At 74.2% G+C, this 21873-nt stretch carries 29 protein-coding genes and 2 pseudogenes; 12 read left to right on the plus strand and 19 right to left on the minus strand.

What is annotated here, in order from left to right:
* The 4 genes and pseudogenes from ACLBYE_RS21135 to ACLBYE_RS21150 all read right to left on the minus strand — a co-directional run.
* Nucleotides 1-246 (minus strand): annotated as a pseudogene (locus ACLBYE_RS21135) (YidB family protein); the annotation flags it as partial.
* A gap of 75 nt (nucleotides 247-321) precedes the next feature.
* A complete protein-coding gene (locus ACLBYE_RS21140; protein ID WP_447695659.1) occupies nucleotides 322-528 on the minus strand; it encodes a hypothetical protein in 207 nt (68 codons plus the stop codon).
* An 84-nt stretch (nucleotides 529-612) separates the two neighbouring features.
* Nucleotides 613-882: a hypothetical protein gene (locus tag ACLBYE_RS21145; RefSeq protein ID WP_020095199.1), complete on the minus strand. Its 270-nt coding sequence runs from the start codon at nucleotides 880-882 to the stop codon at nucleotides 613-615.
* Nucleotides 883-937: 55 nt separating this feature from the next.
* The gene (locus ACLBYE_RS21150) at nucleotides 938-2965 is read right to left on the minus strand and encodes a hypothetical protein (protein WP_447695660.1); all 2028 of its coding nucleotides are present in this window, start codon (nucleotides 2963-2965) and stop codon (nucleotides 938-940) included.
* 190 nt (nucleotides 2966-3155) lie between these two features.
* On the opposite strand from ACLBYE_RS21150, the gene ACLBYE_RS21155 reads away from it, so the two are divergent.
* The 3 genes from ACLBYE_RS21155 (at nucleotide 3156) to ACLBYE_RS21165 (ending at nucleotide 5073) form a co-directional block, all read left to right on the plus strand.
* Nucleotides 3156-4226: a hypothetical protein gene (locus ACLBYE_RS21155; RefSeq protein WP_447695661.1), complete on the plus strand. Its 1071-nt coding sequence runs from the start codon at nucleotides 3156-3158 to the stop codon at nucleotides 4224-4226.
* A gap of 79 nt (nucleotides 4227-4305) precedes the next feature.
* Nucleotides 4306-4554: a hypothetical protein gene (locus ACLBYE_RS21160; RefSeq protein WP_020095196.1), complete on the plus strand. Its 249-nt coding sequence runs from the start codon at nucleotides 4306-4308 to the stop codon at nucleotides 4552-4554.
* 162 nt (nucleotides 4555-4716) lie between these two features.
* Nucleotides 4717-5073, plus strand: coding sequence for a hypothetical protein (locus tag ACLBYE_RS21165; protein WP_447695662.1), 357 nt, complete (start codon nucleotides 4717-4719; stop codon nucleotides 5071-5073).
* A 27-nt stretch (nucleotides 5074-5100) separates the two neighbouring features.
* On the opposite strand, the gene ACLBYE_RS21170 is transcribed toward ACLBYE_RS21165, so the two are convergent.
* Nucleotides 5101-5328 (minus strand): hypothetical protein, encoded by a 228-nt coding sequence (locus ACLBYE_RS21170; RefSeq protein WP_091925947.1) that lies wholly within the window; start codon nucleotides 5326-5328, stop codon nucleotides 5101-5103.
* 424 nt (nucleotides 5329-5752) lie between these two features.
* Here ACLBYE_RS21170 and ACLBYE_RS21175 point away from each other — a divergent pair, with 424 nt between their 5' ends.
* Complete coding sequence (locus tag ACLBYE_RS21175; RefSeq protein ID WP_447695663.1) at nucleotides 5753-6004, plus strand: hypothetical protein; 252 nt, start codon at nucleotides 5753-5755, stop codon at nucleotides 6002-6004.
* Nucleotides 6005-6055: 51 nt separating this feature from the next.
* Here the strand turns inward: ACLBYE_RS21175 and ACLBYE_RS21180 are convergent, their stop codons facing one another.
* From ACLBYE_RS21180 to ACLBYE_RS21190, 3 genes are all read right to left on the minus strand, one after another.
* Nucleotides 6056-6298 carry a hypothetical protein gene (locus ACLBYE_RS21180; protein WP_447695664.1) on the minus strand — a complete coding sequence of 81 codons (243 nt, stop codon included), beginning with the start codon at nucleotides 6296-6298 and terminating at the stop codon, nucleotides 6056-6058.
* Between the two features lie 82 nt (nucleotides 6299-6380).
* A complete protein-coding gene (locus tag ACLBYE_RS21185) occupies nucleotides 6381-6614 on the minus strand; it encodes a hypothetical protein (protein WP_447695665.1) in 234 nt (77 codons plus the stop codon).
* Nucleotides 6615-6713: 99 nt separating this feature from the next.
* Entirely contained in the window at nucleotides 6714-6899 is a 186-nt protein-coding gene (locus ACLBYE_RS21190) for a hypothetical protein (RefSeq protein WP_447695666.1), read from the minus strand.
* 97 nt (nucleotides 6900-6996) lie between these two features.
* Here ACLBYE_RS21190 and ACLBYE_RS21195 point away from each other — a divergent pair, with 97 nt between their 5' ends.
* Nucleotides 6997-7215 (plus strand): hypothetical protein, encoded by a 219-nt coding sequence (locus ACLBYE_RS21195; RefSeq protein ID WP_210383195.1) that lies wholly within the window; start codon nucleotides 6997-6999, stop codon nucleotides 7213-7215.
* A gap of 93 nt (nucleotides 7216-7308) precedes the next feature.
* Here ACLBYE_RS21195 and ACLBYE_RS21200 read toward each other — a convergent pair whose 3' ends face one another.
* From ACLBYE_RS21200 to ACLBYE_RS21220, 5 genes are all read right to left on the minus strand, one after another.
* Nucleotides 7309-7608 carry a PilZ domain-containing protein gene (locus ACLBYE_RS21200; RefSeq protein WP_020095189.1) on the minus strand — a complete coding sequence of 100 codons (300 nt, stop codon included), beginning with the start codon at nucleotides 7606-7608 and terminating at the stop codon, nucleotides 7309-7311.
* A gap of 242 nt (nucleotides 7609-7850) precedes the next feature.
* The gene (locus ACLBYE_RS21205; protein ID WP_020095188.1) at nucleotides 7851-8033 is read right to left on the minus strand and encodes a hypothetical protein; all 183 of its coding nucleotides are present in this window, start codon (nucleotides 8031-8033) and stop codon (nucleotides 7851-7853) included.
* Between the two features lie 283 nt (nucleotides 8034-8316).
* Complete coding sequence (locus ACLBYE_RS21210; RefSeq protein WP_447695667.1) at nucleotides 8317-8691, minus strand: hypothetical protein; 375 nt, start codon at nucleotides 8689-8691, stop codon at nucleotides 8317-8319.
* Nucleotides 8692-8777: 86 nt separating this feature from the next.
* Complete coding sequence (locus ACLBYE_RS21215; RefSeq protein WP_026605251.1) at nucleotides 8778-9053, minus strand: hypothetical protein; 276 nt, start codon at nucleotides 9051-9053, stop codon at nucleotides 8778-8780.
* 222 nt (nucleotides 9054-9275) lie between these two features.
* A complete protein-coding gene (locus ACLBYE_RS21220) occupies nucleotides 9276-9743 on the minus strand; it encodes a MucR family transcriptional regulator (protein ID WP_020095185.1) in 468 nt (155 codons plus the stop codon).
* 318 nt (nucleotides 9744-10061) lie between these two features.
* Here ACLBYE_RS21220 and ACLBYE_RS21225 point away from each other — a divergent pair, with 318 nt between their 5' ends.
* From ACLBYE_RS21225 to ACLBYE_RS21245, 5 genes are all read left to right on the plus strand, one after another.
* A complete protein-coding gene (locus tag ACLBYE_RS21225) occupies nucleotides 10062-10268 on the plus strand; it encodes a hypothetical protein (RefSeq protein WP_026605250.1) in 207 nt (68 codons plus the stop codon).
* A 33-nt stretch (nucleotides 10269-10301) separates the two neighbouring features.
* Nucleotides 10302-10487, plus strand: a complete 186-nt coding sequence (locus ACLBYE_RS21230; RefSeq protein WP_012318898.1) for a hypothetical protein — start codon at nucleotides 10302-10304, stop codon at nucleotides 10485-10487.
* A gap of 52 nt (nucleotides 10488-10539) precedes the next feature.
* Nucleotides 10540-10794 carry a hypothetical protein gene (locus ACLBYE_RS21235; RefSeq protein ID WP_020095183.1) on the plus strand — a complete coding sequence of 85 codons (255 nt, stop codon included), beginning with the start codon at nucleotides 10540-10542 and terminating at the stop codon, nucleotides 10792-10794.
* 141 nt (nucleotides 10795-10935) lie between these two features.
* Nucleotides 10936-11169 carry a DUF6894 family protein gene (locus ACLBYE_RS21240; protein WP_026605249.1) on the plus strand — a complete coding sequence of 78 codons (234 nt, stop codon included), beginning with the start codon at nucleotides 10936-10938 and terminating at the stop codon, nucleotides 11167-11169.
* Nucleotides 11170-11208: 39 nt separating this feature from the next.
* Nucleotides 11209-11634, plus strand: coding sequence for a hypothetical protein (locus ACLBYE_RS21245; RefSeq protein ID WP_447695668.1), 426 nt, complete (start codon nucleotides 11209-11211; stop codon nucleotides 11632-11634).
* 16 nt (nucleotides 11635-11650) lie between these two features.
* On the opposite strand, the gene ACLBYE_RS21250 is transcribed toward ACLBYE_RS21245, so the two are convergent.
* Together ACLBYE_RS21250 and thrS are read right to left on the minus strand one after the other, a co-directional pair.
* Complete coding sequence (locus tag ACLBYE_RS21250) at nucleotides 11651-12661, minus strand: diguanylate cyclase domain-containing protein (protein WP_447695669.1); 1011 nt, start codon at nucleotides 12659-12661, stop codon at nucleotides 11651-11653.
* 276 nt (nucleotides 12662-12937) lie between these two features.
* Nucleotides 12938-14965, minus strand: a complete 2028-nt coding sequence (thrS, locus tag ACLBYE_RS21255) for a threonine--tRNA ligase (protein ID WP_447695670.1) — start codon at nucleotides 14963-14965, stop codon at nucleotides 12938-12940.
* 660 nt (nucleotides 14966-15625) lie between these two features.
* On the opposite strand from thrS, the gene ACLBYE_RS21260 reads away from it, so the two are divergent.
* The gene (locus tag ACLBYE_RS21260; RefSeq protein ID WP_447695671.1) at nucleotides 15626-16531 is read left to right on the plus strand and encodes an NAD(P)-dependent oxidoreductase; all 906 of its coding nucleotides are present in this window, start codon (nucleotides 15626-15628) and stop codon (nucleotides 16529-16531) included.
* A gap of 60 nt (nucleotides 16532-16591) precedes the next feature.
* Here ACLBYE_RS21260 and ACLBYE_RS21265 read toward each other — a convergent pair whose 3' ends face one another.
* From ACLBYE_RS21265 to ACLBYE_RS21275, 3 genes are all read right to left on the minus strand, one after another.
* On the minus strand, nucleotides 16592-16828 hold the full coding sequence (locus ACLBYE_RS21265) for a DUF6894 family protein (protein ID WP_447695672.1): 237 nt from the start codon (nucleotides 16826-16828) through the stop codon (nucleotides 16592-16594).
* 72 nt (nucleotides 16829-16900) lie between these two features.
* Nucleotides 16901-18823, minus strand: coding sequence for an ABCB family ABC transporter ATP-binding protein/permease (locus ACLBYE_RS21270; protein WP_447695673.1), 1923 nt, complete (start codon nucleotides 18821-18823; stop codon nucleotides 16901-16903).
* Nucleotides 18824-18910: 87 nt separating this feature from the next.
* Nucleotides 18911-19105, minus strand: a complete 195-nt coding sequence (locus tag ACLBYE_RS21275) for a DUF1127 domain-containing protein (protein WP_447695674.1) — start codon at nucleotides 19103-19105, stop codon at nucleotides 18911-18913.
* 104 nt (nucleotides 19106-19209) lie between these two features.
* Between ACLBYE_RS21275 and ACLBYE_RS21280 the strand changes: the two are divergent.
* Nucleotides 19210-20635, plus strand: a pseudogene (locus tag ACLBYE_RS21280) (aminotransferase-like domain-containing protein).
* A 10-nt stretch (nucleotides 20636-20645) separates the two neighbouring features.
* Here ACLBYE_RS21280 and ACLBYE_RS21285 read toward each other — a convergent pair.
* Nucleotides 20646-21873, minus strand: a 1228-nt coding sequence (locus ACLBYE_RS21285) for a LysM peptidoglycan-binding domain-containing protein (protein WP_447695675.1), incomplete at its 5' end; no start/stop codon positions are given.

Here is a 21873-nt window from a genome sequence, read left to right on the forward strand (position 1 = left end):
GACATCGGCGGGGTGCTGGCCGGGATCGCGCCCGTAGGGCCCGGCGCCCCCGGAGCGGTCGGCCTCGGGGCCGGGCTCGCCCTGGCGCCCGCGCCCGAAGATGTCGCCGAAGCCGCCGCTGGCGCCCTTGGCCAGCAGGAGCATCAGCAGCGCCTTGACCAAAGGCGACATGCCCCCGGCCCCCTGCTTCTGCCCGCCGAACACCTGACCGAGCACGCCGCCGATCGCCGATTCGAGCAGTCCCATGCGCGTCTCCCCCGCAGACCCGGGCCGGACGGGCCCGGGCGAACAACAGTCCGGGGCGGGCGCGGGTTGCCTCGCTCAGCGGGCCGGCGTCGCGAGCGCCGCCTGCGCGGTGCCGCCGCCGCTGCCGGTGGTGGCGTCGGCGGGCTCGACCAGCGGCACCGTCGCGGCCGAGAGGATCAGTCCGGCCAGGAACAGGCCGGTGGCGGCGGCGCCGGCGCGGGGGCGCGGCAGGCGAACGGCGCGGCGTCGCGCGGGATGGGGACGATCGACGGTCCTGGGCATCGCGGCCTCTCCGGGTTCGGGGCGGGCCCTGGGGCCCTTTCTGCCGGAAAAACGCCGTCGGGGGGCGGAGAGGTTCCCGCGCCGTCAGGTCCGGCCGGCGAGGCGGCGTCCCAGCGCCCCGAGCAGGCAGGCCGCGCAGTAGACCGGCAGCATCAGGGCCGCGCCGTCGAGCCACAGGCCGGGCAGCCCGGGCACGAACCCGGCGATCGCCGCCGCGGCCACGAGCCCCGCGACCACGCAGAGCCCCAGCGAGGCGGCGAGGCGGTCCGGCCAGCCGACCAGCGCGCCGACCACGAGGCCGAGCGCGGCCGCCCCGGCGAGCCCGGGCCAGAATCCGGCGAGCAGCAGCGTCACGGCCGTCCGGCCTCCCTGCGGGCGCGATGGTGGCGCGCGGCGGAGCGGATCTCCCTCACGGCAGCAGCGCGAAGACGACGGGGCCGGCCGGCCCGCCCGGCCCGGCCGTGACCTGCTCCGGCCGGGCTCCGGCCTGGAGGAGATACTCCACCACCGCCTGGGCGCGCAGGCGCGGCAGGTCGACCGGCGGCTCGTCGGGCGCCTCGGCGGGCTTCTTCGCCGCCGCCTTGCCGGGCGCGGCCGGCTCCTTCCTGGCCGCGCCCGCCTTGCTCCGATCCTTCGTCGCGTCCTTGGCCGTGTCCTTGGCCGTGTCCTGGGCCGCGACTTTGGCCGCGTGCGTCGCGGCTTCCTTGGCCGCCGGGACCGGCGGCGCGGGTGTGGCCGGCTTGGCGGCGTCGGCGACCCGGGTCGGCTCGGCGGTCGCGCCCTCCCCCGGTGCCGGTCCGGCGGCCGGGGTCGCGGGCGGCTTGGCCGGGTCGGCGGGGCCGGAGACCGCGACGCGCAGCGACGGGCAGGTCTTCGCCAGGGCGGCCAGCGCGTCGAGGGTCGGGTAGAAGGCGGGCGTCAGCACGGCGCCGCCCGCGGGGAAGTGCAGGTCCGCCCCCGCCAGGGCGGCGGTGAAGTCGGCGCGGCAGGTGGCGGGGTCGCGCCGCTCCGCGGCGTCCCGGGCCGTGACGCTGGCCTGCCCGGTCCAGCCCGGGGGCAGCGCCTCGGCGAGCCGGTCGGGGGTGCGCGCGGCGCCCTCCCGGTAGAGGCTCTCGCCGGTGAGCGTCACGGCGCGGTCCGAGACCGCGACGGTCCCGTCCGCGAGGTTCGTCACCAGCGGGGCGGCGGCTGCCAGCGCGTCCCCGAGATCCGGTGGGGCGCCGTCGGCGAGGCGGGTGCGGTCGATGACCGGCTCCCGGAACAGGCGCGGGCGCAGGGCGGCGAGCACCCGCTCCCGGGTCGCCGCGTCCGGCAGGTGGCCGGTGAGGGTGACGGCGTCGGCGGTCCGGCGGATCGCCACCCGGTAGGGCGAGAGCGGCCGCGCCGTGAGCGCCACCCGCCCGGCCGCCACGCCGACGGGCCGGCCGTCGCGCATCAGCGCCTCGGCGTCGGGGAGCGCCTGTCCGTCGATGGCGTCGCCGGTCACCGAGACCGCCCCGTCCCGGAACACGACCTGCCCGGACTGGATCAGCTCGGCGAGCTTGAACGCGAAGGCGATGAGGCTCTTCGGGTCGATCGCCGGGTCGAGCCCCCGGGCGGCCAGGAGCCGGTCCTGCACGGTGCCGCCCGCGGCGGCCTCGGTGGCGGCGCGCAGGGCGGCCTCGCGGTCGGCCGCCGAGGGGGCGAAGCCGTCGAGGACGATGCCCCGGCCCGATTTCTCCACGGCGAACCGGTACGCGGCCACCTTCGGGGGCAGGATCTCGACCCGCCCGACGCTGAACCCCTCCGGCGGGTCCGACAGGGCGGCCCGCAGCGCCTCGTAGGCCGGCACGTCGAGGGCCTCGCCCGACAGGCTGAGGACGGTGTCGCTGAGCGCCGCCCGCCCGCCCTTGGCGAGACCGGAGAGCCGGGCCGCGAGGAACGCGGCCGCGCCGGCGAAATCCGGCGGCGCGCCCCGGGCGGCCCGGGCGGTGTCGTCGAGGCCGGTGCCGGGATCGAGGGCGCCGGTGATCCGCGCCTCCAGGGCCCGCCGGCCGATCTCCACCGGGCGGCTGCCTTCGAGGGCGATCCGGTTCTGACCCGTGCGGATCGCCGCCCACTGGAACGGCGCGGCGGTCTCCACGATGCCGAGTTCGGAGACGATGCGGCGCGGGCCGTCGAGGGCCGCGAGGCGGGACAGCACGGTGGCGCGCTCGGCGACGTCCGGCGCCTCGCCGGCGGCCACGAGGTCGCGCCCGACGGCTTCCAGGCGCAGCCACGGCTCACCGGTGGCGGTGGCCGTGCCGGCGGCGATAGCCGCGCCCTCCGCCGCGAGGCCGTCGGCGATCCGCGGGGCGGCGTAGAGGGTCGCGCTCGCCCAGATCAGCGCGAGGGCCGGAAGGCCGGCGAGCCAGCCGGCGCCGCGCAGGCCTTGGGCGAGAGTTTCGGGCAACGGCACGGTCGCAGGTTCGGGACGCGGGGTCAGGCGGATCCGGTGCCGAGAGCACACCGCCTTTCCGGCAGCATGAAGGCCGGCGGCCTCCTTTCTCCCACGGGTCAGCGCCGCGCCGCGTCCCTGCGCCGCCGGAACCGGCCGGACGCCCTCCGGTTTCCGAGCCAGACCCCGTCCCCCGCCTGAGGAGCGTGCCATGCGGACCATCCTCGCCGCCGCCCCGCTGCTGGCGATCGCCGTCCCGGCCGGGGCCCAGAGCCTGTCGGCATCGCTGGAGCCGATCACCCCCGTCGCCAATCCGGGCCAGCTGAGCCTCGGCGGCAGTTCCACCACCGGGCCGTTCCCGACCGTCTCGGCGCAGACCGGCGGCCTCGTGAATGCCGGTCAGCTGAGCTTCGGCGGTGGCGGTGGCGGGGGCGGCGGCCGCATCGGCGCGTCGGGCGGCCTCTCGGCCGGGACGACGCTCGGCACCACGACCGCCGGTTCGGGCGGGGCGGGCCAGCTCGGCGGCCTGGGATCCACCGCGACCGGCGGTTCCGGCGTCACCGGCACGACTCTCGGGACCGGCGGGACGATCGGCGCCACCGGTGCCCGCGGCGGCCTCAGCGGCGCGTCCCGCACGGGCCTGGGCTCGACCGCGGGGAGCCTCCTGACACCGACCCTCGGAACGGGCGGTCTCGGCGGTGGGTCGGGCCTGTCCCCCGGCCTGGGCACCGGGTTCTCGGGAGCCGGCCTCGGCGCAGGTGTCGGCGCAGGTGTCGGCGCAGGTGTCGGCGCAGGTGTCGGCGCAGGTGTCGGCGCAGGTGTCGGCACAGGTGTCGGCGCAGGCGTTGGAGTCGGTGTCGGCACGGGCCTCAACGCTACCGGAAGCCTCGGCTCCCCGCGCGCGACCGGCTCGTCCGGCGTCGCGTCGGCCGGTCTCGGCAGCGGCGTGGCCGCGTCGGGCATCGGCGCGACGGGCGCCACCCTGTCCCCCGGCGGTCTGTTCGGGCTGTTCGGACTGTTCGGGCTCGGGACCGGAACGGCCGCGAGCGGGGCCACGGCCGTGGCGGTTTCCGGGGCGGGCGGCGCCGGCACGGGCGGCGCCGGGATTCCCGGGACGCCCGGGCTGCCCGCGGACGATCCCGCTCAGGCGGCCCGAGCCCTGCCGACCGGCGGCGGGGCGATCGGCGGTGCCGGCATCGGTGGCGCGGCGGCCGCGCCGGTCCGGACCGGCGACCTCTGCGGCGGGCCCTTCGCCGAAGCCTGCCTCGGCCAGGGGTTCTGAGCGGCCTCCGGGGCCGGAACCGCGCCGAACCGCTGCCGTTCCTTCTGTGCCGGCACCTCGGCCGGGACAGGAGACAGAGATGAACGTCATGCTGGGCCGCGTCTCGCTCGCGGCCGCTCTCGTGATCGGCGTCTCGGGCGCTGCCCTGGCGCGCGATGCCGGACCGAAGGCCCACGGTGCCAAGGGCACGGCCGGCCTGCACGGGATCGGCTTCAACGAGCCGAAGTTCCGCTCGGACCTGCGCACCGGCAAGGAGCAGCCCTACACGTGGCCGGTGAGCGACCGCTATCGCCCGGTCTCGCAGCCCTTCTACGGTCGGGCCTACTGAGGCACCCGGCGCACGCTCCGCCGAATGGATGAGTGGCGGCGCCCCGCTCCGCCGCGCACAACCGGGGCCGGCCCCGTTCCGTCATCGGAGCGGGCGCCAATCCGGCGATGGCCCAGAGGCACGGGGTCCGTGGCGTGCCGGCTCCCGAGGCAGGAGAGTGTGATGCATCCGCTGAACCGGCGCGTCGTCGCGGTCCCGGCCGTCGCGCTTCTGGTCGTCGCGCCCCTGCCGGGGCGCGCGGGCGAGTTCGCGCAGGTCCCGCCGGTGCCGGGCATGGCCCTGACCCTGCCCGATCCCGGCATGGCAAACGGGGCGCCCGCGCCCGCTCCGACGGCGGCACCGACCCCCGCGCCGGCCGCGGAGCCGCCCGCTCCGGTCAGGGCGGCCTCCGTTCCGGCGGTCGAGCGCCGGTTCCGGGGCCTGGGCAGCGGGCTCTCGTCGATCGACGGGCAGCTCCCGAACCAGCGCACCGGCCAGCGTCACCAGCACGTGGTCCGCGACATCTGCATCGGCTGCTGATCCGATCCGCCCCCGGCGCGGCGCCGGCTAGTGCGGCGCCCGCGCTCGGGAATTCGCCTGGATCCAGCGCGGCGAGAGGATGTCGCCGGCCTCGGTGATGATCCAGGGCTGGGCCTCGCCGGATTCCATCGCCGCGATCGCGACGGCGAGGGCCTCGCGCAGGGTCGCGAACGGCCGCCCCTCCGCGGCGCGGGCCGGTGTGCCCTTGGGCCAGATGGTCAGTTCGGCTCGTCGGTCGAGGTCGGAGGGCGTCATCGGCGCTCTCGTGGTGCTTCGCAGGGTGCTTCGGCGGGATGTGGGCGTTCTACCGTGCCTGTGTGACGCGGATCTGGCGCCGCGGTCTCCGCTTCGTGTTACGGGCCGCGACGCCAGCAACGCGCGCGCTCGCCCGGCGGTTTCGATCGGTCCGGGGGCGCGCGCGAAAAACAAATCACCCGCTCCTCAAGTTTGATTTGAGAACGCGCCGGTGGAAGTTTAGTTCATTTGCATCGAATGCATGGCGCACGGGATCGGCGCCTGAATTCACGGCTGAGAATTCCCGGTAAACACTGCAATACCGTGCCGTCATGGCGATATGGTGCAATGCGAAAAATGCATGCCGCGACGCACAAATCCGTGGTCTCATGCGCTGGTTGATCGCATCCCGCGGTCGACACCGCGATCGAACCGGAGACGCACCATGCGCACGATCCTCATCCTCGCGTCGGCCGCGCTCACGTCGGCGGCCTTCACGGGTCTCGCCGCCGCCGACGACCGCCTGCACCTGACGCCGCCGCTCTATCGCGACCAGGCCCGGGCCGCCCAGCAGATCCGCGCGATCCACGACCTGACCACCACGCCCCAGCCCGTCGCCGCGCCGGCGACCGTCAATCGGACGGTCTCGTCCCTCGGCCGGCCGATGGTCCAGGCCGCCGTCGAGGCGAGCCGCTGAGCCGGCTGCCGGAGACGGAGCGCCCCGGGCGGCTCCGTCTCCGGCCGACGCTCAGACGATGTGCAATTCCTGCGCGGCCACCGACGGTTCCACGCCGCGACGGATCAGGCGCCGCGTCCGCGCCCGCTGATCCCGCACGGTGCTGAGGGCGGTCCCCGCCGCGCGGTACCCCTCGAACCACAGATCCGCCCACGCATACTGCGCCGCCATCGCGAGCAGGACGGCGTTCTCGGCCTGTCTCAGGCCCAGCCGCAGGCTCTCATCCGCCAGGCGGCCAACCTCCCCGTACATCATCTCCGACTCCGCGTCCGAACACGGCCGGCAGCGCCGCGAAGGGCCGCCGGCCACCCGCCCAGAGGCCGCTCGGCTCTCCCGCTCAGTGCGACGCCGCCCCGGCAACGTCGCGAGCCGCGGCCGCCGCTTCCCGGGCCGCATCCTGCCGTCGCACCACGGTCGTGCGGACCGTGTCGGGCGCGCGCCGCGCCGCTCCGACGACGCTTCCGAAGGCCGTCCGCGCCTGCTCGAGACCGGTCTCGGCGACGTCGCGGATCCGGGTCGGGACCTCGTGGCCCGACGACTGTGCCATGCACTGCGCCATGCACTGTCCCATGCGTGGTCTCCTGTCGGCCGCCCTCCGGGTGCGGCCGGCCCGTTTGTGCATCGCGCATGGACCGGCGTCCAGGGACCGCCCGCGCCTCGGCGCGACCGGTCAGATCTCCGTCTCGCGTCGGACGATCGCCTCTTCCCCGCTGCCCTTCTGCGCGAGGCCGACCTCGGGATCCTCGGTCGGGATCGTGGCCGGCGCCGCCTTGCCGCGCTCCGCCGGGGGCTCGTCCGCCTCGCGCGCGTCCGGTCCGCGGCTCGTCGGGTCTGGGGTCTCGCGCGCGCGCGTCATGCGGTCTCTCCCTGCCTGCAGCCAACGCGACGGGGCGTGTGCGGGTCCCGGGGCTCCGTCACGATGGCGGGAGGCGCGACGCGGATCGCGGCTCTATATGGGAGGTGCGAGCAGGGAGAGTGGTGTGTTCACCGTCAAGGGGATTGATCCGTCCGGGCGCGTCATGACGTTCGCCTGCGGGACGGACGAGCAGGCGATGGAGAAGACCTGGGAGCTGGCCCGGCGCGGCTTCCGCGAGATCACGGTCGCCGATCCGAAGGGCAAGGAACTCTCCGCGGCCGCCTTCGAGCGCTCGCTCAACATCGACTGGGAGTGACGCGCGTCGGCGCGCGCCGGGGGCGCCGCCGCCCCCGAGCCTGCCGACGACACTGGCCGCGCCCAGCGCCGGTCGACCCGAGGCAGGCGCCTGTCAGGTCGCCTCGAGTTCGCGCCAGAGATTCGCGCGGCCCGACCGCGCCGTCTCGGGGATGTCGGTCGTGGCGCCGATCTCCTCCGCCTTGCGCCAGATGGCGCGGCAGACGAGGATCTCGCTGCTCGCATCGATGCTGAGGATGAAGCTGTCCGGAACGATCTCGGCATCCGGGAGCGCGACCCGCACGCCGCCGGCCGACCGGTCGTAGACGATGCACGGCAAGCTTCGATGCTCGTCGACCGAGATGCTGCCGGTCTCGTTGAGAAGCGTGCGTGGAGCGCTGCGTCGTTCGAACATCACCGCCTCGAGAACCTCTGCCCGACAGGATCGGTCACCCGGGTTCAAGGGCGGTTTGCGAAATGCCTCGAATTGTCGGGATGCTGCCGTCCCTGTGAATTCTGCGCTCTTCATGCGCGCTCGGCCGGAGGCCGGATGCGCGGAGCACCGCCGCCCGCCGAGCGACGGGGGCGACGGAGCCGCAGGGACGGAGACGGCCTCGGTCGGACCGCTCGGCGCGTGTGACCTGCCTCAGGATCGACCTACTCGGTCACGACCTCGACGAGGGTGGTGAGGAAGCCCAGCGCGACGGCCCCGATGCCGCCCATGAAGGCCGCATCCCACCCGGCGAACTCCCTCGACTGGGGCGCGCGCAGGAAGGCGAACAGCGTCACGGCGGCCCCGCAGACGACGAGAGCGAGGGCCAGCAGAATCGATCGAGACATGGCGTTTCCCTATGCGCCGGTCTCGCGGCCCCTGTGGGCTCTTGTAAACGGACGAGTGCGACCGGCTTGATCTGTTCAGTCTCTTCCGTCGTCGAAACATGACAGACGAGAGCGCGGTGAACAAGGCGCTCATCTGTTCCGCACTGCGGAACAGCGGCCGGAATGCCGCTCTCATCTGGTCCGCGCCGGACTGACGTCGCGCGCGCCGCCAGGGCTGACAGTCACGAGGGGTATCGACCGGCCGGCCGCGGGGAGTGGCCCGCCGGGACGGGATCCGGCGCGGTCAGTCGATGAAGACGCGGACGCCGTCCGTGTTGAGGAGGTCGCGCTGGTCGGCGCACCATTGCTCCGGTCCGACCGCGGCGATCTCGTCCGCGACCCGCCGGCCCTCCTCGGCGATGGCGGTCCGGGCACGCTGGTGGCCGAGGCCGGCGTCGAGGGCTCGGCGGACCGTGCGGGACAGGCCCTCGGACACCGTGTCGTCGATGGTGTAGAGCTTGCGGCAGTGCAGGACGATGCCGGCCTGCGCGCCGACGATCCGCACGAGACCCCGGATCGTCTCCGCGCGCTTGGTGTCGTCCGCCTCCTCGGCGGCCCGGGCGGTGCCCGGCACGACCGCCGTTCCCAGGAGGGCGGCGAACAGCAGGGCGCGAGTCATCCGGGGCATTCCTTCTGGCCGATGCCGGAGCCGTCTCCGGAACGCCGCACCGGGCGGGCCGCGCCCGCCCCGTCAGATTTGGCCGGTCACTTCCGGGCGGCCATCAGGTCGTGGGTCAGGACGGTCAGCTTGCCGATCAGGTTGCTGATGTCGGAACCCTTGCAGGACCATTGCGTGCCGACCGCCTCGCCGTCGGCCGAGACGGAGACGACCGCCACCGAGCGCAGGCGACCCTCGCGGGCCAGGGCCAGCTGATCCTGCAGCACGGCGATGATCGACGCGGTGTCCTCGTCCACGACCGCGGGCGCGATATGCGCCGGGAACGGCACGACCGAACTCGTCATCGTCTGCTCTCGCTTCATCTCGCCGACCCCTTCGGTAGCATCCTCGGGCCCCGGCGTGCGCATCAGCTTTGTGCAGAGTGTGGCAGCTTGTCCGTGTCCCGCGATGTCCTGGACGTGTGTGGCGACGATGCAACGGTCTCGGCGCGGCTCCGGGCCGCGCGGCGGCACGAGGCGCCGGGCTCCGCGGCGCTTCGTTACGAGGGGCCCCGCCGAGCGGGGCGCCCCCGGAGGTCGTCATCCTCAGGCGGCCTTGCGGCCCTTGCGCTCGCGCTCGGCCATGGCGCCGGGCTGGCCCAGGCCGATCGCCTTGGCGAGGGCGGAGCGCTGCTCGGCGTAGCTCGGCGCGACCATCGGATAGTCCGCCGGCAGGCCGTAGCGGTCGCGGTAGCTGCGCGGATCCAGGCCGTGGCTGGTCAGGTGGCGCTTCAGCGTCTTGTAGGTCTTGCCGTCGATGAAGCTGACGATCCCGTCGTGCCGGACCGACTTGCGGATCTGAGCCGCGCTCGGCTTCTCGACCTCGGCCTGCGGAACCGCCCCGATCTCCGCCGTCAGAGTCCCGGTGACGAGCCCGCTGATCGCGCCGTGGACGCGCGCGATCAGAGCCGGAAGCTCCGCGGCCGGCACCGGATTGTTCGACACGTAGGCGGCGACGATATCGCCCGCCAGCTCGATGAAGTTGGAGTTGGGCCCTGTGGTTTCTTCTGACACTGTAAGATTCCTGGTGTGCCCCTCGCCCGGGATCTGCTACTTTTGAGCACTGAATGCAAGTTACAAAACCGTTGGCGGGCCGCTTCCGGTGCATGATCGGGGTGCCCGCCGCGGAGATCGGCCGACCATTTCTGGCGATTTCCGGCGGAGTATTTCCGAGCGCCGTCCGAGTCGGCCCATCGACTGCGGTAGAGTTTCCGCTCTGCAGAACGACCAGAACGTGCATCTGGCGGACTTGAAGTCGGCCCGGGCCGGCCGATGGGCCGTTCCGCCGTCATCCGCGGTGACGCGGCGCCCCGGTCGTGGCATGGCGCGGCCATGCTGATGCTCGCCCTCCTCATCGCCCTGCTGGCCGTCGTGGTCGCCATGTTCGTCCTGCGGCGGTGGACCGGGCGGCTGGCCTCGCTCGCGACGCTCCTGGCCGGAGCGATCATGGTCCTGTGGCTCGCCGAGGTCGGCCTGCTTCCCGGGACGCAGGGCCCGTTGACGGCGTACCGCCCCCTCGTGCCCGGGCTCGACCGGTAACGGTTCGGTAAGCGTGCCGGCGGAGCATGCGGCATGCCCACGCTCTCCGCCCCGCGCCTGCTCACGTTCCTGGTGTCGGCCGTGCTGATCGGCCTCGCCGTGGCCAGCCTGTACACGCGCATCCCGATGGTCGGAAAAACCGTCGTGGCGCACCGGCAATGGTTCTTCATCGGCGCCTACGCCCTGCTCGCCCTCGGGGTGACCACCCGCAGCCTGTAGCGGACCGCGCCGCGGTCCGTTCGCCACCGCGCGCCGCGCCGAGGAGGCCGGAATGGCCCTGAAGACCACCTACCTCGTGCAGCCGTTCGAGCTGCACAGGAACCGCCTGCGGCCGGCCCGCCAGGAGCCCGCGCAGAGCGAGTTCGGCGCCCTCAAGAAGGCGGAGGCGCTGGCCGCCCGCATGCCGGGCGCGGCGGCCCTCAGGGTCGTGGCCGACGACGAGACCGGGGAACTCGAGGGCGTCACGATCCTCGGCCAGTTCGGGACCGTTCCGGACGATTTCGCCGAGAGCCTGCTGGGGGGCTGACGCCGCCCGCGGGCGCCGGCTTACATCCGGCCGCGTCTGGGGGTGCGACACGGGCGACCTCCGATTGCGGCCCTCCGGAAACTACGTAGAAACAGCGGAGACAGATCCTTGCGAGCTCCGGCGCTCGCCGAGCTCGCATCCGTGCCCCGCTATTTCATCGACCTCCACGACGGCGCCAACTTGGTTCGCGACCGCGACGGCTTCGATCTTCCGGATCTCGCCGCGGCGCGGGCGCAGGCGGTGCGCATCCTGACGCGGCTCGCGCAGGGCTTGACCGATCCGATGGAGCGGCAGGATTACGTGCTCGCCGTGCGCGACGAGCAGGGCGCGGTCCGCCTGCGCCTGCGGCTCTCCTACGATGTCGAGGGCGGCTGACGGCCCGGCCGCGCGCGGGTTGGGAAAGCGGGAGATCGCATGCGACGCTCAACAGGTCTGACCGGCCCCCTCGCGGCGGCGCTCCTGCTGCTCGTCGCCGCCGGACCGGCAGGGGCGCAGACCGCGCCGCCCCCGCCCACGGGATCCGCCGCGGCGACGGCCGACAACGCCGTGCTGCTGACGGTCTTCCTGCGCCACGACCAGTCCCGCCCGCTGGCGGAGCTGAACGCGCAGCTCGCCAAGCAGGGCTTCTACAAGGCCTTCCCGCCGCCGGGCATCGAGGTCGTCTCGTGGAACGTCGTCATGGGGATCGGGCAGATCATCGTCCTGCGGCTGCCCGCCTCCCGCCTGCGCGAGGTCAACCGCGTCCTGGAGGATACCGCCTGGGGCGCGTACCGGACCGAGTTCTACCCGACCTACGATTACAGGGCCGTGGGCCTCGCGGAGCACGAGAAGGCGCGCTGAGGCCGTCCCGGCCGCCTCAGGCCGGGGCCGCGCCGCCCGATTCGACCGGCCCGAGATCCAGCGCGTCGTCCCACAGGTAGGGGTGGCCGAGGCGCTTGGCCGCGTACATCGCCGCGTCCGCCCGCTCCACCAGGGCCTGCGCCCGGGTGGCGTGCAGGGGCGCGCAGGCCACGCCGATCGCCGCGCCGATGCGGATCGGCGATCCGGTCCCGAGATCGTACGGCTCGGCGAGGCGCGCCTGGAGGCGCAGGGCGAAGCCGAGGGCCGGCGCCGGCGCCGCGTCGCCGAGCAGGATGGTGAACTCGTCGCCCCCGAGCCGCGCGGCGCAATCCCCCGCGCCGAGCGCCGCCCGCAGGCGCTCGGCCAAGTGTCGCAGGAGCGCGTCGCCCACCGCGTGCCCGTGGCGGTCGTTCACCGGCTTGAAGCCGTCGAGGTCGAGGCACAGCAGCGCGCAGGGCGCGCCGTCGAGGTCGGCTAGGGTCCGGTCGAGCCGGGCCGCGAAGAGGTGGCGGTTCGGCAGGCCGGTCAGCGGGTCGTGGTGGGCCATGTAGCGCAGGAGCGACTCCGCCCGGCGGCGCTCGGTCACGTCCTCCCACAGGGCGGTCCAGCCGCCGCCGGCCTGCGGGTGCAGCGTGATCGCGACCTGGCGCCCGTCCGCGAGCGTCTGGACCACGGCGTCGGTCGCGCCCCGGGCGAGGAGCCGCCGCCGCGCCGCCCAGAGGCCGCAGGGATCCCGGTCGGCCGGGACCGCCCCCGCGGCGCTCGCCGCGCCCACCGCCCGGGCATGCATGCCGGGCCGGATCCGGTTCGCGGGCGGGCCGAACAGGCGCCGGAACCCGTCGCTCACGAACAGCAGCCGGTCGGCGGAATCGAACAGGCACAGGCCGTGCGGCAGCGAGTCCAGCGCCTGGACGATGCCGGGTCCGAGCTTGCGCCCGCGGCTGAGCCCGTCCTGGCGCCGGTCGCAGGCCGCCTGCCGGTGGCGCCGCGCCAGCCTCGTCGCCGCCCTGCCCGCCTCCGCCGCCATGGCCGGTCCCCCGAAGCGCCCGACAGCGTCGTCGGGCGATCGCCGGAACGTGCCGGCTCGGAAATTAGTCTCCGGTCTTCATAGAATGGGATTCCTTTCGCCAACCTTGACGAAAGTCGTGCGCGTTGAGCGATCGGGGCCGAGATTGACCATCCGCAAGTTGAGACCGCGATCCAGACGCGCGAACTCTGTCGGTCGACACGCCGACGCGGTCGAGCCGCGCCGACGTCCCGGGTGCCGCCGCACGGTCCCGGGACGACGTCTATCGGCGGCGCCTCAGGGTGCGTCGTGCGGGCCGTGATGGCCGTCGAGCACCGTGTCGCTGGTCGGGACCGTCGCGGCGACGGCCTCGGCGCGGCGGAGATCCGGCGCGGTCGCCTCCTCCACGAAGGCCGCCACGGCCTCGGTCAGCGGCAGCGTGCGGGTCTGCTGGCTGCCGAGCCGCCGGATCGAGACCGTGCGCTCCTCCGCCTCGCGGCGGCCGAGCGCCAGCAGCACCGGCACCTTGGCCAGCGAGTGCTCGCGGACCTTGTAATTGATCTTCTCGTTGCGCAGATCCGCCTCGACCCGCAGGCCCGCGCGCTCCAGGGTGCGGATGACGTCGCGGGCGTAGGCGTCGGCCTCGCCGGTGATCGTCGCCACCACGACCTGGACCGGCGCCAGCCACAGGGGGAAGTGCCCGGCGAAGTGCTCGATCAGGATGCCGGTGAAGCGCTCCATCGAGCCGCAGATCGCCCGGTGGACCATCACGGGCGGCTTCCGGGCGCCGTCGGCGTCGATGTAGAAGGCGCCGAACCGCTCGGGCAGGTTGAAGTCCACCTGCGTGGTCCCGCACTGCCAGTCGCGGCCGATGGCGTCGCGCAGCACGTACTCGAATTTGGGCCCGTAGAACGCGCCCTCCCCCGGGTTGACCGCCGTCTTGATCCGGCCGGCCGACTGCTCCTCGATCTGCGCCAGCACGCGGGTCATCACGTCCTCGGCGTGGTCCCAGAGGGCGTCGGAGCCGACGCGCTTCTCGGGCCGCGTCGAGAGCTTCACGACGATCTGGTCGAAGCCGAAATCCGCGTAGGTCGAGAGGATCAGGTCGTTGATCTTCAGGCACTCGTCGGCGAGCTGGTCCTCGGTGCAGAAGACGTGGGCGTCGTCCTGCGTGAAGCCGCGCACGCGCATCAGCCCGTGCATGGCGCCGGACGGCTCGTAGCGGTGGACGATCCCGAACTCGGCCATGCGCAGGGGCAGGTCGCGGTAGGATTTCAAGCCGTGCTTGAAGATCTGCACGTGGCCCGGGCAGTTCATCGGCTTGAGGGCGAACCAGCGCTTGTCCTCGGCCTCCTCGCCGGCGGACTGCGCGGCGAACATGTTCTCCCGGTACCAGCCCCAGTGGCCGGAGGTCTCCCACAGGGCCTTGTCGAGGATCTGCGGGGCGTTCACCTCGGCGTAGTCGCCGCGCAGGCGCCGGCGCATGTAGGCGATCAGCTCCTGGAAGATCGTCCAGCCCTTGGCGTGCCAGAAGACGACGCCCGGCCCCTCCTCCTGGAAGTGGAACAGGTCCATCTCGCGGCCGAGCCGGCGGTGGTCGCGGCGCTCGGCCTCCTCCAGCCGGTGCAGGTAATCGTCGAGATCGGCCTGGTTCGCCCAGGCCGTCCCGTAGATGCGGGTCAGCATCGGGTTGTTCGAGTCGCCGCGCCAGTAGGCCCCCGCGACCTTCATCAGCTTGAAGGCGGTGCCGACCTTGGCCGTCGAGGTCATGTGCGGGCCGCGGCAGAGGTCAAACCACTCGCCCTGGCGGTAGATCTTCAGGTCCTCGCCCGGCGGGATCGCGTCGACCAGCTCGACCTTGAAGCCCTCGCCCTTGCCGGCGAACAGCGCCCGCACGTCCTCGCGCTTCCAGACTTCCTTGGTGAACGGAGCATCGCGCGCGATGATCTCGCGCATCTTCGCCTCGATCTTCGGGAAGTCCTCGGGCGTGAACGGGGTCTCGCGATGGAAGTCGTAGTAGAAGCCGTTCTCGATCACCGGGCCGATCGTGACCTGCGTCTCCGGCCAGAGCGCCTGCACGGCCTCGGCGAGCACGTGCGCGCAGTCGTGGCGGATCAGCTCCAGGCTGCGCGGGTCGGTGCGGTCCAGGAACTCGATGCGGGCATCGCGGTCGATCGGGTCGTCGAGGTCGGCGACCGTGCCGTCGAGCGCCATGGCGACGGTGCGCTTGGCCAGCGACTTGGCGATGCCCTCGACCACGGCCCGGCCGGTCGTGCCGGCGGTGATCTCCCGCGTGTTGCCGTCGGGGAAGGTGAGAATCGGCATGGTACGAGCGTCTCCGGGCTCAGTCCTGCATACGGGGCAGGTAAGCGGTTTCGAGGGAGCGGCCGTGTAGACCGATTTCTCGGGCGAGGGAACAACGGTGCGGCGCAACTCCGCGCATCCCTGCCCTTCGTCCGCCGTTCGGACACGCATGATCGTCCCCGCGCGCGGTGTGGCGCCGGGGGCATGGCCCGGGAGGCGAGCACGAGGGACGCGGGACGCTGCGGGATCGCTCACGGGACGCCGCGGACAGGAAGAGCAAAATAGGAAAAACGGTCACGATCGGAAGGCCGCGGGTCGTCTCGGCGCGTGAGTGCGAGACGCGGGTCCCCTCTCCCGTGCGGGAGAGGGACAGGGTGAGGGATCAGGCCTGCCCGGACGTGGCTCGACGCCGACGCACGGTGATGGTCGGCCCGATCCGGATCCGTCGTATCCCTCACCCCAGCCCTCTCCCGCACGGGAGAGGGGGCACGGCGCGGATGTCCCGATCGGGGACGCCCGCCGTCCTGACCGCCGCAGCACGATCGGGAGCGGCCCCGGGATGACGCGCCTCCCCCAATGCCGGGGCCGGGGCTGGCGGGCGACCCCGTCCGGCGACATGCTGGCGCGGCGCCTCCCCCGCACGGACAGGGGCGGCCGGACACTCGGAACAGGGACACCCGCATGGCCGCGCGCCTCGCCCTCCTCGGCCTCGGCGCGATGGGGCACCCCATCGCCCGCAACCTCGCGGCCAAGCGGGGCTCCGACGCCGAGACGCTCGTGGCGATCGACACCGACCCGGCGCGCCTCGCCGGTCTCGCCGCGCCGGGCCTCGTCGCCACCACCGATCCCGGGCAGGCCGCCGGCGCCGACGTGCTGTTCCTGTGCCTGCCGAACGGCGACGCCGTCGAGGCGGCCCTCCTCGGGGACGGCGCCCTGGCGGAGCGCCTCGCCCCGGGGGCGGTCGTGGTCGACCTCAGCACCATCGCGCACGCCGAGGCCCTCACGGTCGGCCGCGCCGTGGCGGCGACCGGGCGCGCCTTCGTCGACGCGCCCGTCTCCGGCGCGCCGGCCGGCGCCGAGGCCGGGACGCTCACCGTGATGTGCGGCGGCGCGGCCGGGGCGGTCGCGCGGGTGCGCCCGCTGCTGGAGCGGATCGGCACGACGATCCTGCACATGGGCCCGGCCGGGTCCGGCCAGCTCACCAAGACGATCAACAACGTGCTCTACGACATCAACATCGCGGCGCTGGCCGAGGTGCTGCCGATGGCCGTCGCCATGGGGCTCGACCCCGATCAGGTCGCCCAGGTGGTCACGACGGGCACGAGCCGGAGCTACGCGGCGCAGTACTTCGTGCCGCGGATCCTCCGGGGCCAGTTCGACGAGGGCTACCCGATGGGGGCGGCCTACAAGGACCTCGTCGCCGCCGCGGCGGTCGCGGCGGAGAACGGCTTCCCGATGCCGGTCACCGCGGCCGCCACCGCCACCTACCAGACCGCCCTGCGCCAGGGCCACGGCGACCGGGACAAGGGCGCCATGGTGCTGCCGTTCGAGGACCTGCTCGGTGTCCGGGTGCGGTCGCGGCCGTAGGGGCCGGCCGTAGGGGCCGTCGGGCGGTCGATCCCGACCGGCCCGCCAGCGCCCTGGAGCTTACGGCAGCTCGAGCACGTCCTTCAGCGGCACGACCGCCAGGACCTGCCCCGACGCGTCGGCGATCTCGAAGGCCTGCCCGGCCAGCACCGCGCCGTCGACCCGCTGGATCTTCAAGAGCGCCCGGGCGGAGCGCTCGGCCTCGGTGCGGGCGGCGTCGAGATCGGGCAGGTCGGCGCCGTCGAGATCCTCGACCAGCCACTGACCGTCCCGGATGTGCAGGTAGAAGTGCGGCATAACCGCAGAACCGCGCTTACCGCCTCCGGTTGCGTCCCGGCCGCGTTGCGCGGACCGCGTGTGGCCTTTCGGTCACTCCGCGGCCTCGGTCTCCGGCACGGCGGCGTGGCCCGACCGGGGCGGGAGCACCGGCGCGTCGGCGCGCTGGAGCACCTCCAGGGCGGCGTCGGCCTCCCGCTGGCGGTCCCAGAGCGCCGCGTAGACGCCCCCGGCCTCCAGCAACGCGGCGTGGGTGCCGCGCTCGACGATGCGGCCGTGGTCGAGGACCAGGATCGCGTCGGCGTTGACCACCGTCGACAGCCGGTGGGCGATCACCAGGGTGGTCCGGCCGCGGCTGACCCGGTCGAGCGCCGCCTGGATCTCGGCCTCCGTGAAGGAGTCGAGCGCCGAGGTCGCCTCGTCGAGGACCAGGATCGGCGGCGCCTTGAGGATCGTGCGGGCGATGGCGACCCGCTGCTTCTCGCCGCCCGAGAGCTTCAGGCCGCGCTCGCCCACCGGGGTGTCGTAGCCCTCCGGCAGCCCCGAGACGAAGCGGTCGATCTGGGCGAGGCGGGCCGCCTCCCGCAGCTCCGCGTCGGTGGCGTCGGCCCGGCCGTAGCGGATGTTGTAGCCGATCGTGTCGTTGAACAGCACCGTGTCCTGCGGGACCATGCCGATCGCCGCCCGGAGCGAGGCCTGCGTCACCGCGGCGATGTCCTGCCCGTCGACGCTGATCCGGCCCCCTTGCGGCTCGTAGAACCGGAACAGCAGGCGCGAGAGCGTCGACTTGCCGGCGCCCGAGGGCCCCACCACCGCCACGGTCTGGCCCGCCGGGATCTCGAAGGTGACGCCGCGCAGGATCGGCCGCTCGGGATTGTAGGCGAAGCGCACGTCCTCGAACCGCACCGTCCCGCCCGCCACCGCCAGCGGGGCGGCGCCCGGCCGGTCGGCGATCTCGGGGTTCTGCCCGAGGATGCGGAACATGTCGTCGATGTCGATCAGCGCCTGTTTGATCTCGCGGTAGATCATCCCCATGAAGTTGAGAGGCATCGCGAGCTGCACCAGCATGGTGTTGGCGAGCACGAAGCCGCCGATCGTGGTGCGCCCGGCCAGGATGTCGCGCGCCGCGAGCCACATCACCACGGTCATGCCGAGCGTGAAGATCACCGCCTGCCCGGCGTTGAGCACCGCCAGCGACACGTAGGTCTGCGTCGAGGCCTTCTCGTACTTGGCCATCGACTCGTCGTAGCGGCCGGCCTCCCGGGCTTCCGCGCCGAAATACTTCACCGTCTCGTAGTTGAGCAGCGAGTCGACCGCCTTGGTGTTGGCGTCGGTGTCGGAGGCGTTCATCCGGCGGCGGATCGCGATCCGCCACTCGGTCGCCTTGTAGGTGAAGGCCAGGTAGGCCGCGACCGTCAGGAACGCGGTCAGCGCGTAGGTCCAGTTGAACTCATAGGCCAGCACGCCGAGCACCAGCACGAACTCGACGATGGTCGGCACCAGGGTCAGCACCATCAGGCGCGACAGATCCTCGATGCCGGCGCGGCCGCGCTCCAGCACCCGGGTCAGGCCGCCGGTCTTGCGCTCCAGGTGGAAGCGCAGGGACAGGCGGTGCATGTGCTCGAAGGTCTGGAGCGCCAGCCGCCGCACCGCGTGCATCGCCACCTTGGCGAACAGCCCGTCGCGCACCTGCGTCAGCCCCGCCATGGCGATCCGCGAGAAGCCGTAGAGGGCGATCAGCAGCATCGGCGCGGCGAGGAGGCCGGTCGGCACGGCCTCGTCCTTGCCGCCGACCGCGGCGACCAGCGCGTCGGTGATCCACTTGAAGGTGAACGGCGTCACCATGGTCACCAGCTTGGCGGCGAGCAGCAGGCCGAAGGCCAGGAAGACCCGGCGCTGCAGGTCGGGCCGGCCGTGGGGCCAGAGATGCGGCCAGAGCCGCCGGTAGGTGGCGATCAGGCCGGGGCGCTCGGCCGGGATCGGCGTCCCGGCCGCGGGCGCGGTGTTGTCGGTCATGAAGGGTTCTGCGGGGCGGGATGTCCTGGCCCCGCATATAGGCCCGCTGCCGCGCCGGAGCACCCGCGCTGCGTGCAGGCCCCCGTCTCACGCCCGCCAGAACGGCTTCGCGACCTCGGCGCGCAGGTCCCAGGGCTCGAGGCCGGCGTCCCGGGCTTGGTCGGGGTGGAGCGCCGCCAGGGCGCGGCGGGTGCGGATCCGCTGCAGCCACGTGCGGAGCAGGGGCGGGCGCGCGGTCGGACGGGTGACGGCGGGCGAGGAGGACAGGGTGACGGCTTGCATCGCAGACGATCCGGTGGCGGGAAGGCAGTCCGGCCGGGATTGCTGGCGGAGCATTGATCCGATACAAAGCTCGGATCAATCGAAACATTGACCTCGGAGCAATTATGCGCCCCGCGGATTACCGCACCGTCGCCGACGCGATCGCGGCCGACATCGCGGCGGGCCGGCTGCGCCCCGGCGCGCGGCTGCCGCCGCAGCGCGACTTCGCCTACGCGCGGGGCATCGCGGTCTCGACGGCGAGCCGCGTCTACGCCGAACTGGCCCGCCGGGGGCTGGTGACCGGCGAGGTCGGGCGCGGGACCTACGTCCGCAGCGAGCCGGGGCGCGCCGGGTTGCTCCGCCCGGAGCCGCCCCCGGCCGCCCTCGACCTGCAGCGGACCCACTCGCGCCTGCCCGAGCAGGAGGCGGTCCTGGCCGAGACCCTGGCGGCGCTCGCCCGCGACGACGGCCAGATCGGCTTCACCCAGTACGGGCCGGCGGGCACGCCCTCGGCGCAGGCGATCGCCGCCGGGTTCCTGGCGCGGGCGGGCTACGCCCCCGATCCCGCCGACATCCTGTTCACCGGCAACGGTCGGCAGGCGTTGGCCGCCGCCCTGGCGGCCCTGGCGGCGCCCGGCGAGCGGATCGGCTGCGAGCCCCTGACCTATCCCGGCGTGAAGGGCATCGCGGCGCGGCTCGGGATCACGCTGATCCCGCTCGCCATGGACGCGGAGGGCGTCTGCCCCGAGGCCCTCCTCCAGGCCCACCGCGCGACCCCGCTGAGCGGCGTCTATCTCCAGCCGACCCTGCACAACCCCCTCGGCGCCACGATGGGCCCGGCGCGCCGGGCCGCCCTGGCGGAGGTGCTGGAGCGGACCGGGCTCACCGCCGTCGAGGACGCGGTCTACAGCTTCCTCGCCGAGGCGCCGCCGCTCGCCGGCCTCGCGCCGGACCGGGTGATCTTCGTGGACAGCCTGTCGAAGCGGGTGATGCCGGCGCTCACCGTCGGCCTGATCGCCGCGCCGCCTGCCCTCACCGACCGGCTCGCCGCCTCCGTCCGCCAGGGCGCCTGGACGGTGCTCGGCCTGTCGCTCGCGGCCGGCATGCACTGGATGGCGGGGGGCTCGGCCGGGGGGCGGGGCGGGGGGCGGGGCCGGGGGGCGGGGGGCCCGGGGGCGCCCCCCCCCGGCCGGCATGCACGGGAGGGGGGGGGGCCCGGCCGCGGCGCTGGCCGAGGCCAAGCGCCGGGACGCCGCGGCCCGGCAGGCCCTCGCCCGGGCCGCACTCGCCGACCTGCGGGTCGTGGGCGATCCGCAGGCCTACCACCTCTGGCTGGAACTGCCCGAGACGTGGCGGGCCGAGGCCTACGCGGCCGCGGCCCTGCGCCAGGGCATCGCCCTCCTGCCGGCCTCGTCCTTCGCGGTCCATCCCGGCCACGCCCCGAACGCGGTGCGCCTCGCCCTGGCCTCGCCGTCGCGGGAGGAGCTCGACCGGGCGCTGCGCGGCCTGCGCCGGCTGGCCTTCGCGGGCGACGACCAGGTGGTGGAGTAGGCGGCGCCGCTCAACCGCGCTTGTCGGTGGGCAGCACGAAGATCTGGCCCGGGTAGATCAGGTCCGGGTCGCGGATCTGGTTCTGGTTGGCGTCGTAGATCACCGTGTAGCGCTCGCCCCGGCCGTAGGTGCGCTGGCTGATCCGCCAGAGGTTGTCGCCGCGGGTGATCCGGGCGGTGCTGATCTCCGGCACGAACACCGCGCCGACCCGGTCCGGCTCCGCCATGTCGGCCACCTGGGGGTTCGAGACGGCGGCCGGGGGCGAGGCCCCGGCCGGCCGGTCCCGGTCGGCACCGTCGCGCGCGGCCTGATCGGGGCCGGCGCGATCCCGCGCGCCGCTCTGGGCGGGCGACGGTCCGGACTCGGCGGTCTCCCGGGCGGCGACCTGCGTCGGCTCCGGCACCGACAGGGGGACCGCGGCGCGGCTGGCGACCTTGCCGGTGGCCGGATCGACCTGGTCGATCCGCACCTGGTACTGCCCGGGCTTGATCCCGCGCCCGATCGTGAAGGTCGCCCGGCCGTCCGGCCCGATGCTGCCCGGGGCGATCATCGTGTCGTTGAGGTAGAGCTGGATCCGCGCCCCCGGCGTGCCGGTGGCCGTCACGAACAGGCGGCCGTTCCCCTGCACGTCCACGCTGGCGATCCGGGTCGGTCCCGGCCCGGACGCCGCGGCCTCGCGGGTCTCCCCGCCCCCGGCCGGACGGCCGGCCCGCGCCGCGTCGACGTCCCGGGTACCCGGCTCGGAAGCCGGACCGGAGGATCTGGCGCCGCCCTTCGCGTCGGCCGTCGCGCCCGGCGCGCCGGGCTGCGACAGCACGACGGTCGCGGCGTCCGGGGCGGTCAGGGCTACGAGGGGCTGGCGGTCCCGGCCGGGGGCCACGTCCACCGCGACGCTCTGCTGCGACTCGGTCGCGCGCCCGTCCGCGCCGGTCATGCGCAGGCGGAGCGTGCTGGCGCCCGTCGGCAGGGCCGGCGGCACGATCGCGAACTGACCGTTGGAATCGGCCTTCGCCCGGGCCACGGGCTTGCCGTCGACCAGCATCTCGATCGCGGCGTCCGGCGCGCCGCGGCCGGCCACCACGGCGTCGCCGTTCGGCTCGACGCGGACGATGTCGAAGCGCGGCGCCTCGGCCGCATCCGGCAGGCGCGCGTCCTGGCCCGGACCGGCCTGCGGCGCCCCGGCGGTGCCGGCGCGGGGGGCCTGCGGGAGCGCCGCCACGGGGCCCTCCCCCGGCGCC

It is taken from the genome of Methylobacterium sp. A52T (assembly GCF_053346095.1).

Excerpts from the sequence above, each read along its gene's own strand:
- thrS (WP_447695670.1), bottom strand. The coding sequence starts at position 14,965 with ATGCCGATTCTCACCTTCCCCGACGGCAACACGCGGGAGATCACCGCC.
- ACLBYE_RS21190 (WP_447695666.1), bottom strand. The coding sequence starts at position 6,899 with ATGACGCGCGCGCGCGAGACCCCAGACCCGACGAGCCGCGGACCGGAC.
- ACLBYE_RS21270 (WP_447695673.1), bottom strand. The coding sequence starts at position 18,823 with ATGACCGACAACACCGCGCCCGCGGCCGGGACGCCGATCCCGGCCGAG.
- ACLBYE_RS21165 (WP_447695662.1), top strand. The coding sequence starts at position 4,717 with ATGCATCCGCTGAACCGGCGCGTCGTCGCGGTCCCGGCCGTCGCGCTT.
- ACLBYE_RS21195 (WP_210383195.1), top strand. The coding sequence starts at position 6,997 with ATGGGAGGTGCGAGCAGGGAGAGTGGTGTGTTCACCGTCAAGGGGATT.
- ACLBYE_RS21235 (WP_020095183.1), top strand. The coding sequence starts at position 10,540 with ATGGCCCTGAAGACCACCTACCTCGTGCAGCCGTTCGAGCTGCACAGG.
- ACLBYE_RS21160 (WP_020095196.1), top strand. The coding sequence starts at position 4,306 with ATGAACGTCATGCTGGGCCGCGTCTCGCTCGCGGCCGCTCTCGTGATC.
- ACLBYE_RS21250 (WP_447695669.1), bottom strand. The coding sequence starts at position 12,661 with ATGGCGGCGGAGGCGGGCAGGGCGGCGACGAGGCTGGCGCGGCGCCAC.
- ACLBYE_RS21200 (WP_020095189.1), bottom strand. The coding sequence starts at position 7,608 with ATGTTCGAACGACGCAGCGCTCCACGCACGCTTCTCAACGAGACCGGC.
- ACLBYE_RS21260 (WP_447695671.1), top strand. The coding sequence starts at position 15,626 with ATGGCCGCGCGCCTCGCCCTCCTCGGCCTCGGCGCGATGGGGCACCCC.
- ACLBYE_RS21155 (WP_447695661.1), top strand. The coding sequence starts at position 3,156 with ATGCGGACCATCCTCGCCGCCGCCCCGCTGCTGGCGATCGCCGTCCCG.
- ACLBYE_RS21170 (WP_091925947.1), bottom strand. The coding sequence starts at position 5,328 with ATGACGCCCTCCGACCTCGACCGACGAGCCGAACTGACCATCTGGCCC.
- ACLBYE_RS21140 (WP_447695659.1), bottom strand. The coding sequence starts at position 528 with ATGCCCAGGACCGTCGATCGTCCCCATCCCGCGCGACGCCGCGCCGTT.
- ACLBYE_RS21185 (WP_447695665.1), bottom strand. The coding sequence starts at position 6,614 with ATGGGACAGTGCATGGCGCAGTGCATGGCACAGTCGTCGGGCCACGAG.
- ACLBYE_RS21180 (WP_447695664.1), bottom strand. The coding sequence starts at position 6,298 with ATGATGTACGGGGAGGTTGGCCGCCTGGCGGATGAGAGCCTGCGGCTG.
- ACLBYE_RS21225 (WP_026605250.1), top strand. The coding sequence starts at position 10,062 with ATGCTGATGCTCGCCCTCCTCATCGCCCTGCTGGCCGTCGTGGTCGCC.
- ACLBYE_RS21215 (WP_026605251.1), bottom strand. The coding sequence starts at position 9,053 with ATGAAGCGAGAGCAGACGATGACGAGTTCGGTCGTGCCGTTCCCGGCG.
- ACLBYE_RS21230 (WP_012318898.1), top strand. The coding sequence starts at position 10,302 with ATGCCCACGCTCTCCGCCCCGCGCCTGCTCACGTTCCTGGTGTCGGCC.
- ACLBYE_RS21205 (WP_020095188.1), bottom strand. The coding sequence starts at position 8,033 with ATGTCTCGATCGATTCTGCTGGCCCTCGCTCTCGTCGTCTGCGGGGCC.
- ACLBYE_RS21175 (WP_447695663.1), top strand. The coding sequence starts at position 5,753 with ATGCGCACGATCCTCATCCTCGCGTCGGCCGCGCTCACGTCGGCGGCC.
- ACLBYE_RS21265 (WP_447695672.1), bottom strand. The coding sequence starts at position 16,828 with ATGCCGCACTTCTACCTGCACATCCGGGACGGTCAGTGGCTGGTCGAG.
- ACLBYE_RS21245 (WP_447695668.1), top strand. The coding sequence starts at position 11,209 with ATGCGACGCTCAACAGGTCTGACCGGCCCCCTCGCGGCGGCGCTCCTG.
- ACLBYE_RS21275 (WP_447695674.1), bottom strand. The coding sequence starts at position 19,105 with ATGCAAGCCGTCACCCTGTCCTCCTCGCCCGCCGTCACCCGTCCGACC.
- ACLBYE_RS21210 (WP_447695667.1), bottom strand. The coding sequence starts at position 8,691 with ATGACTCGCGCCCTGCTGTTCGCCGCCCTCCTGGGAACGGCGGTCGTG.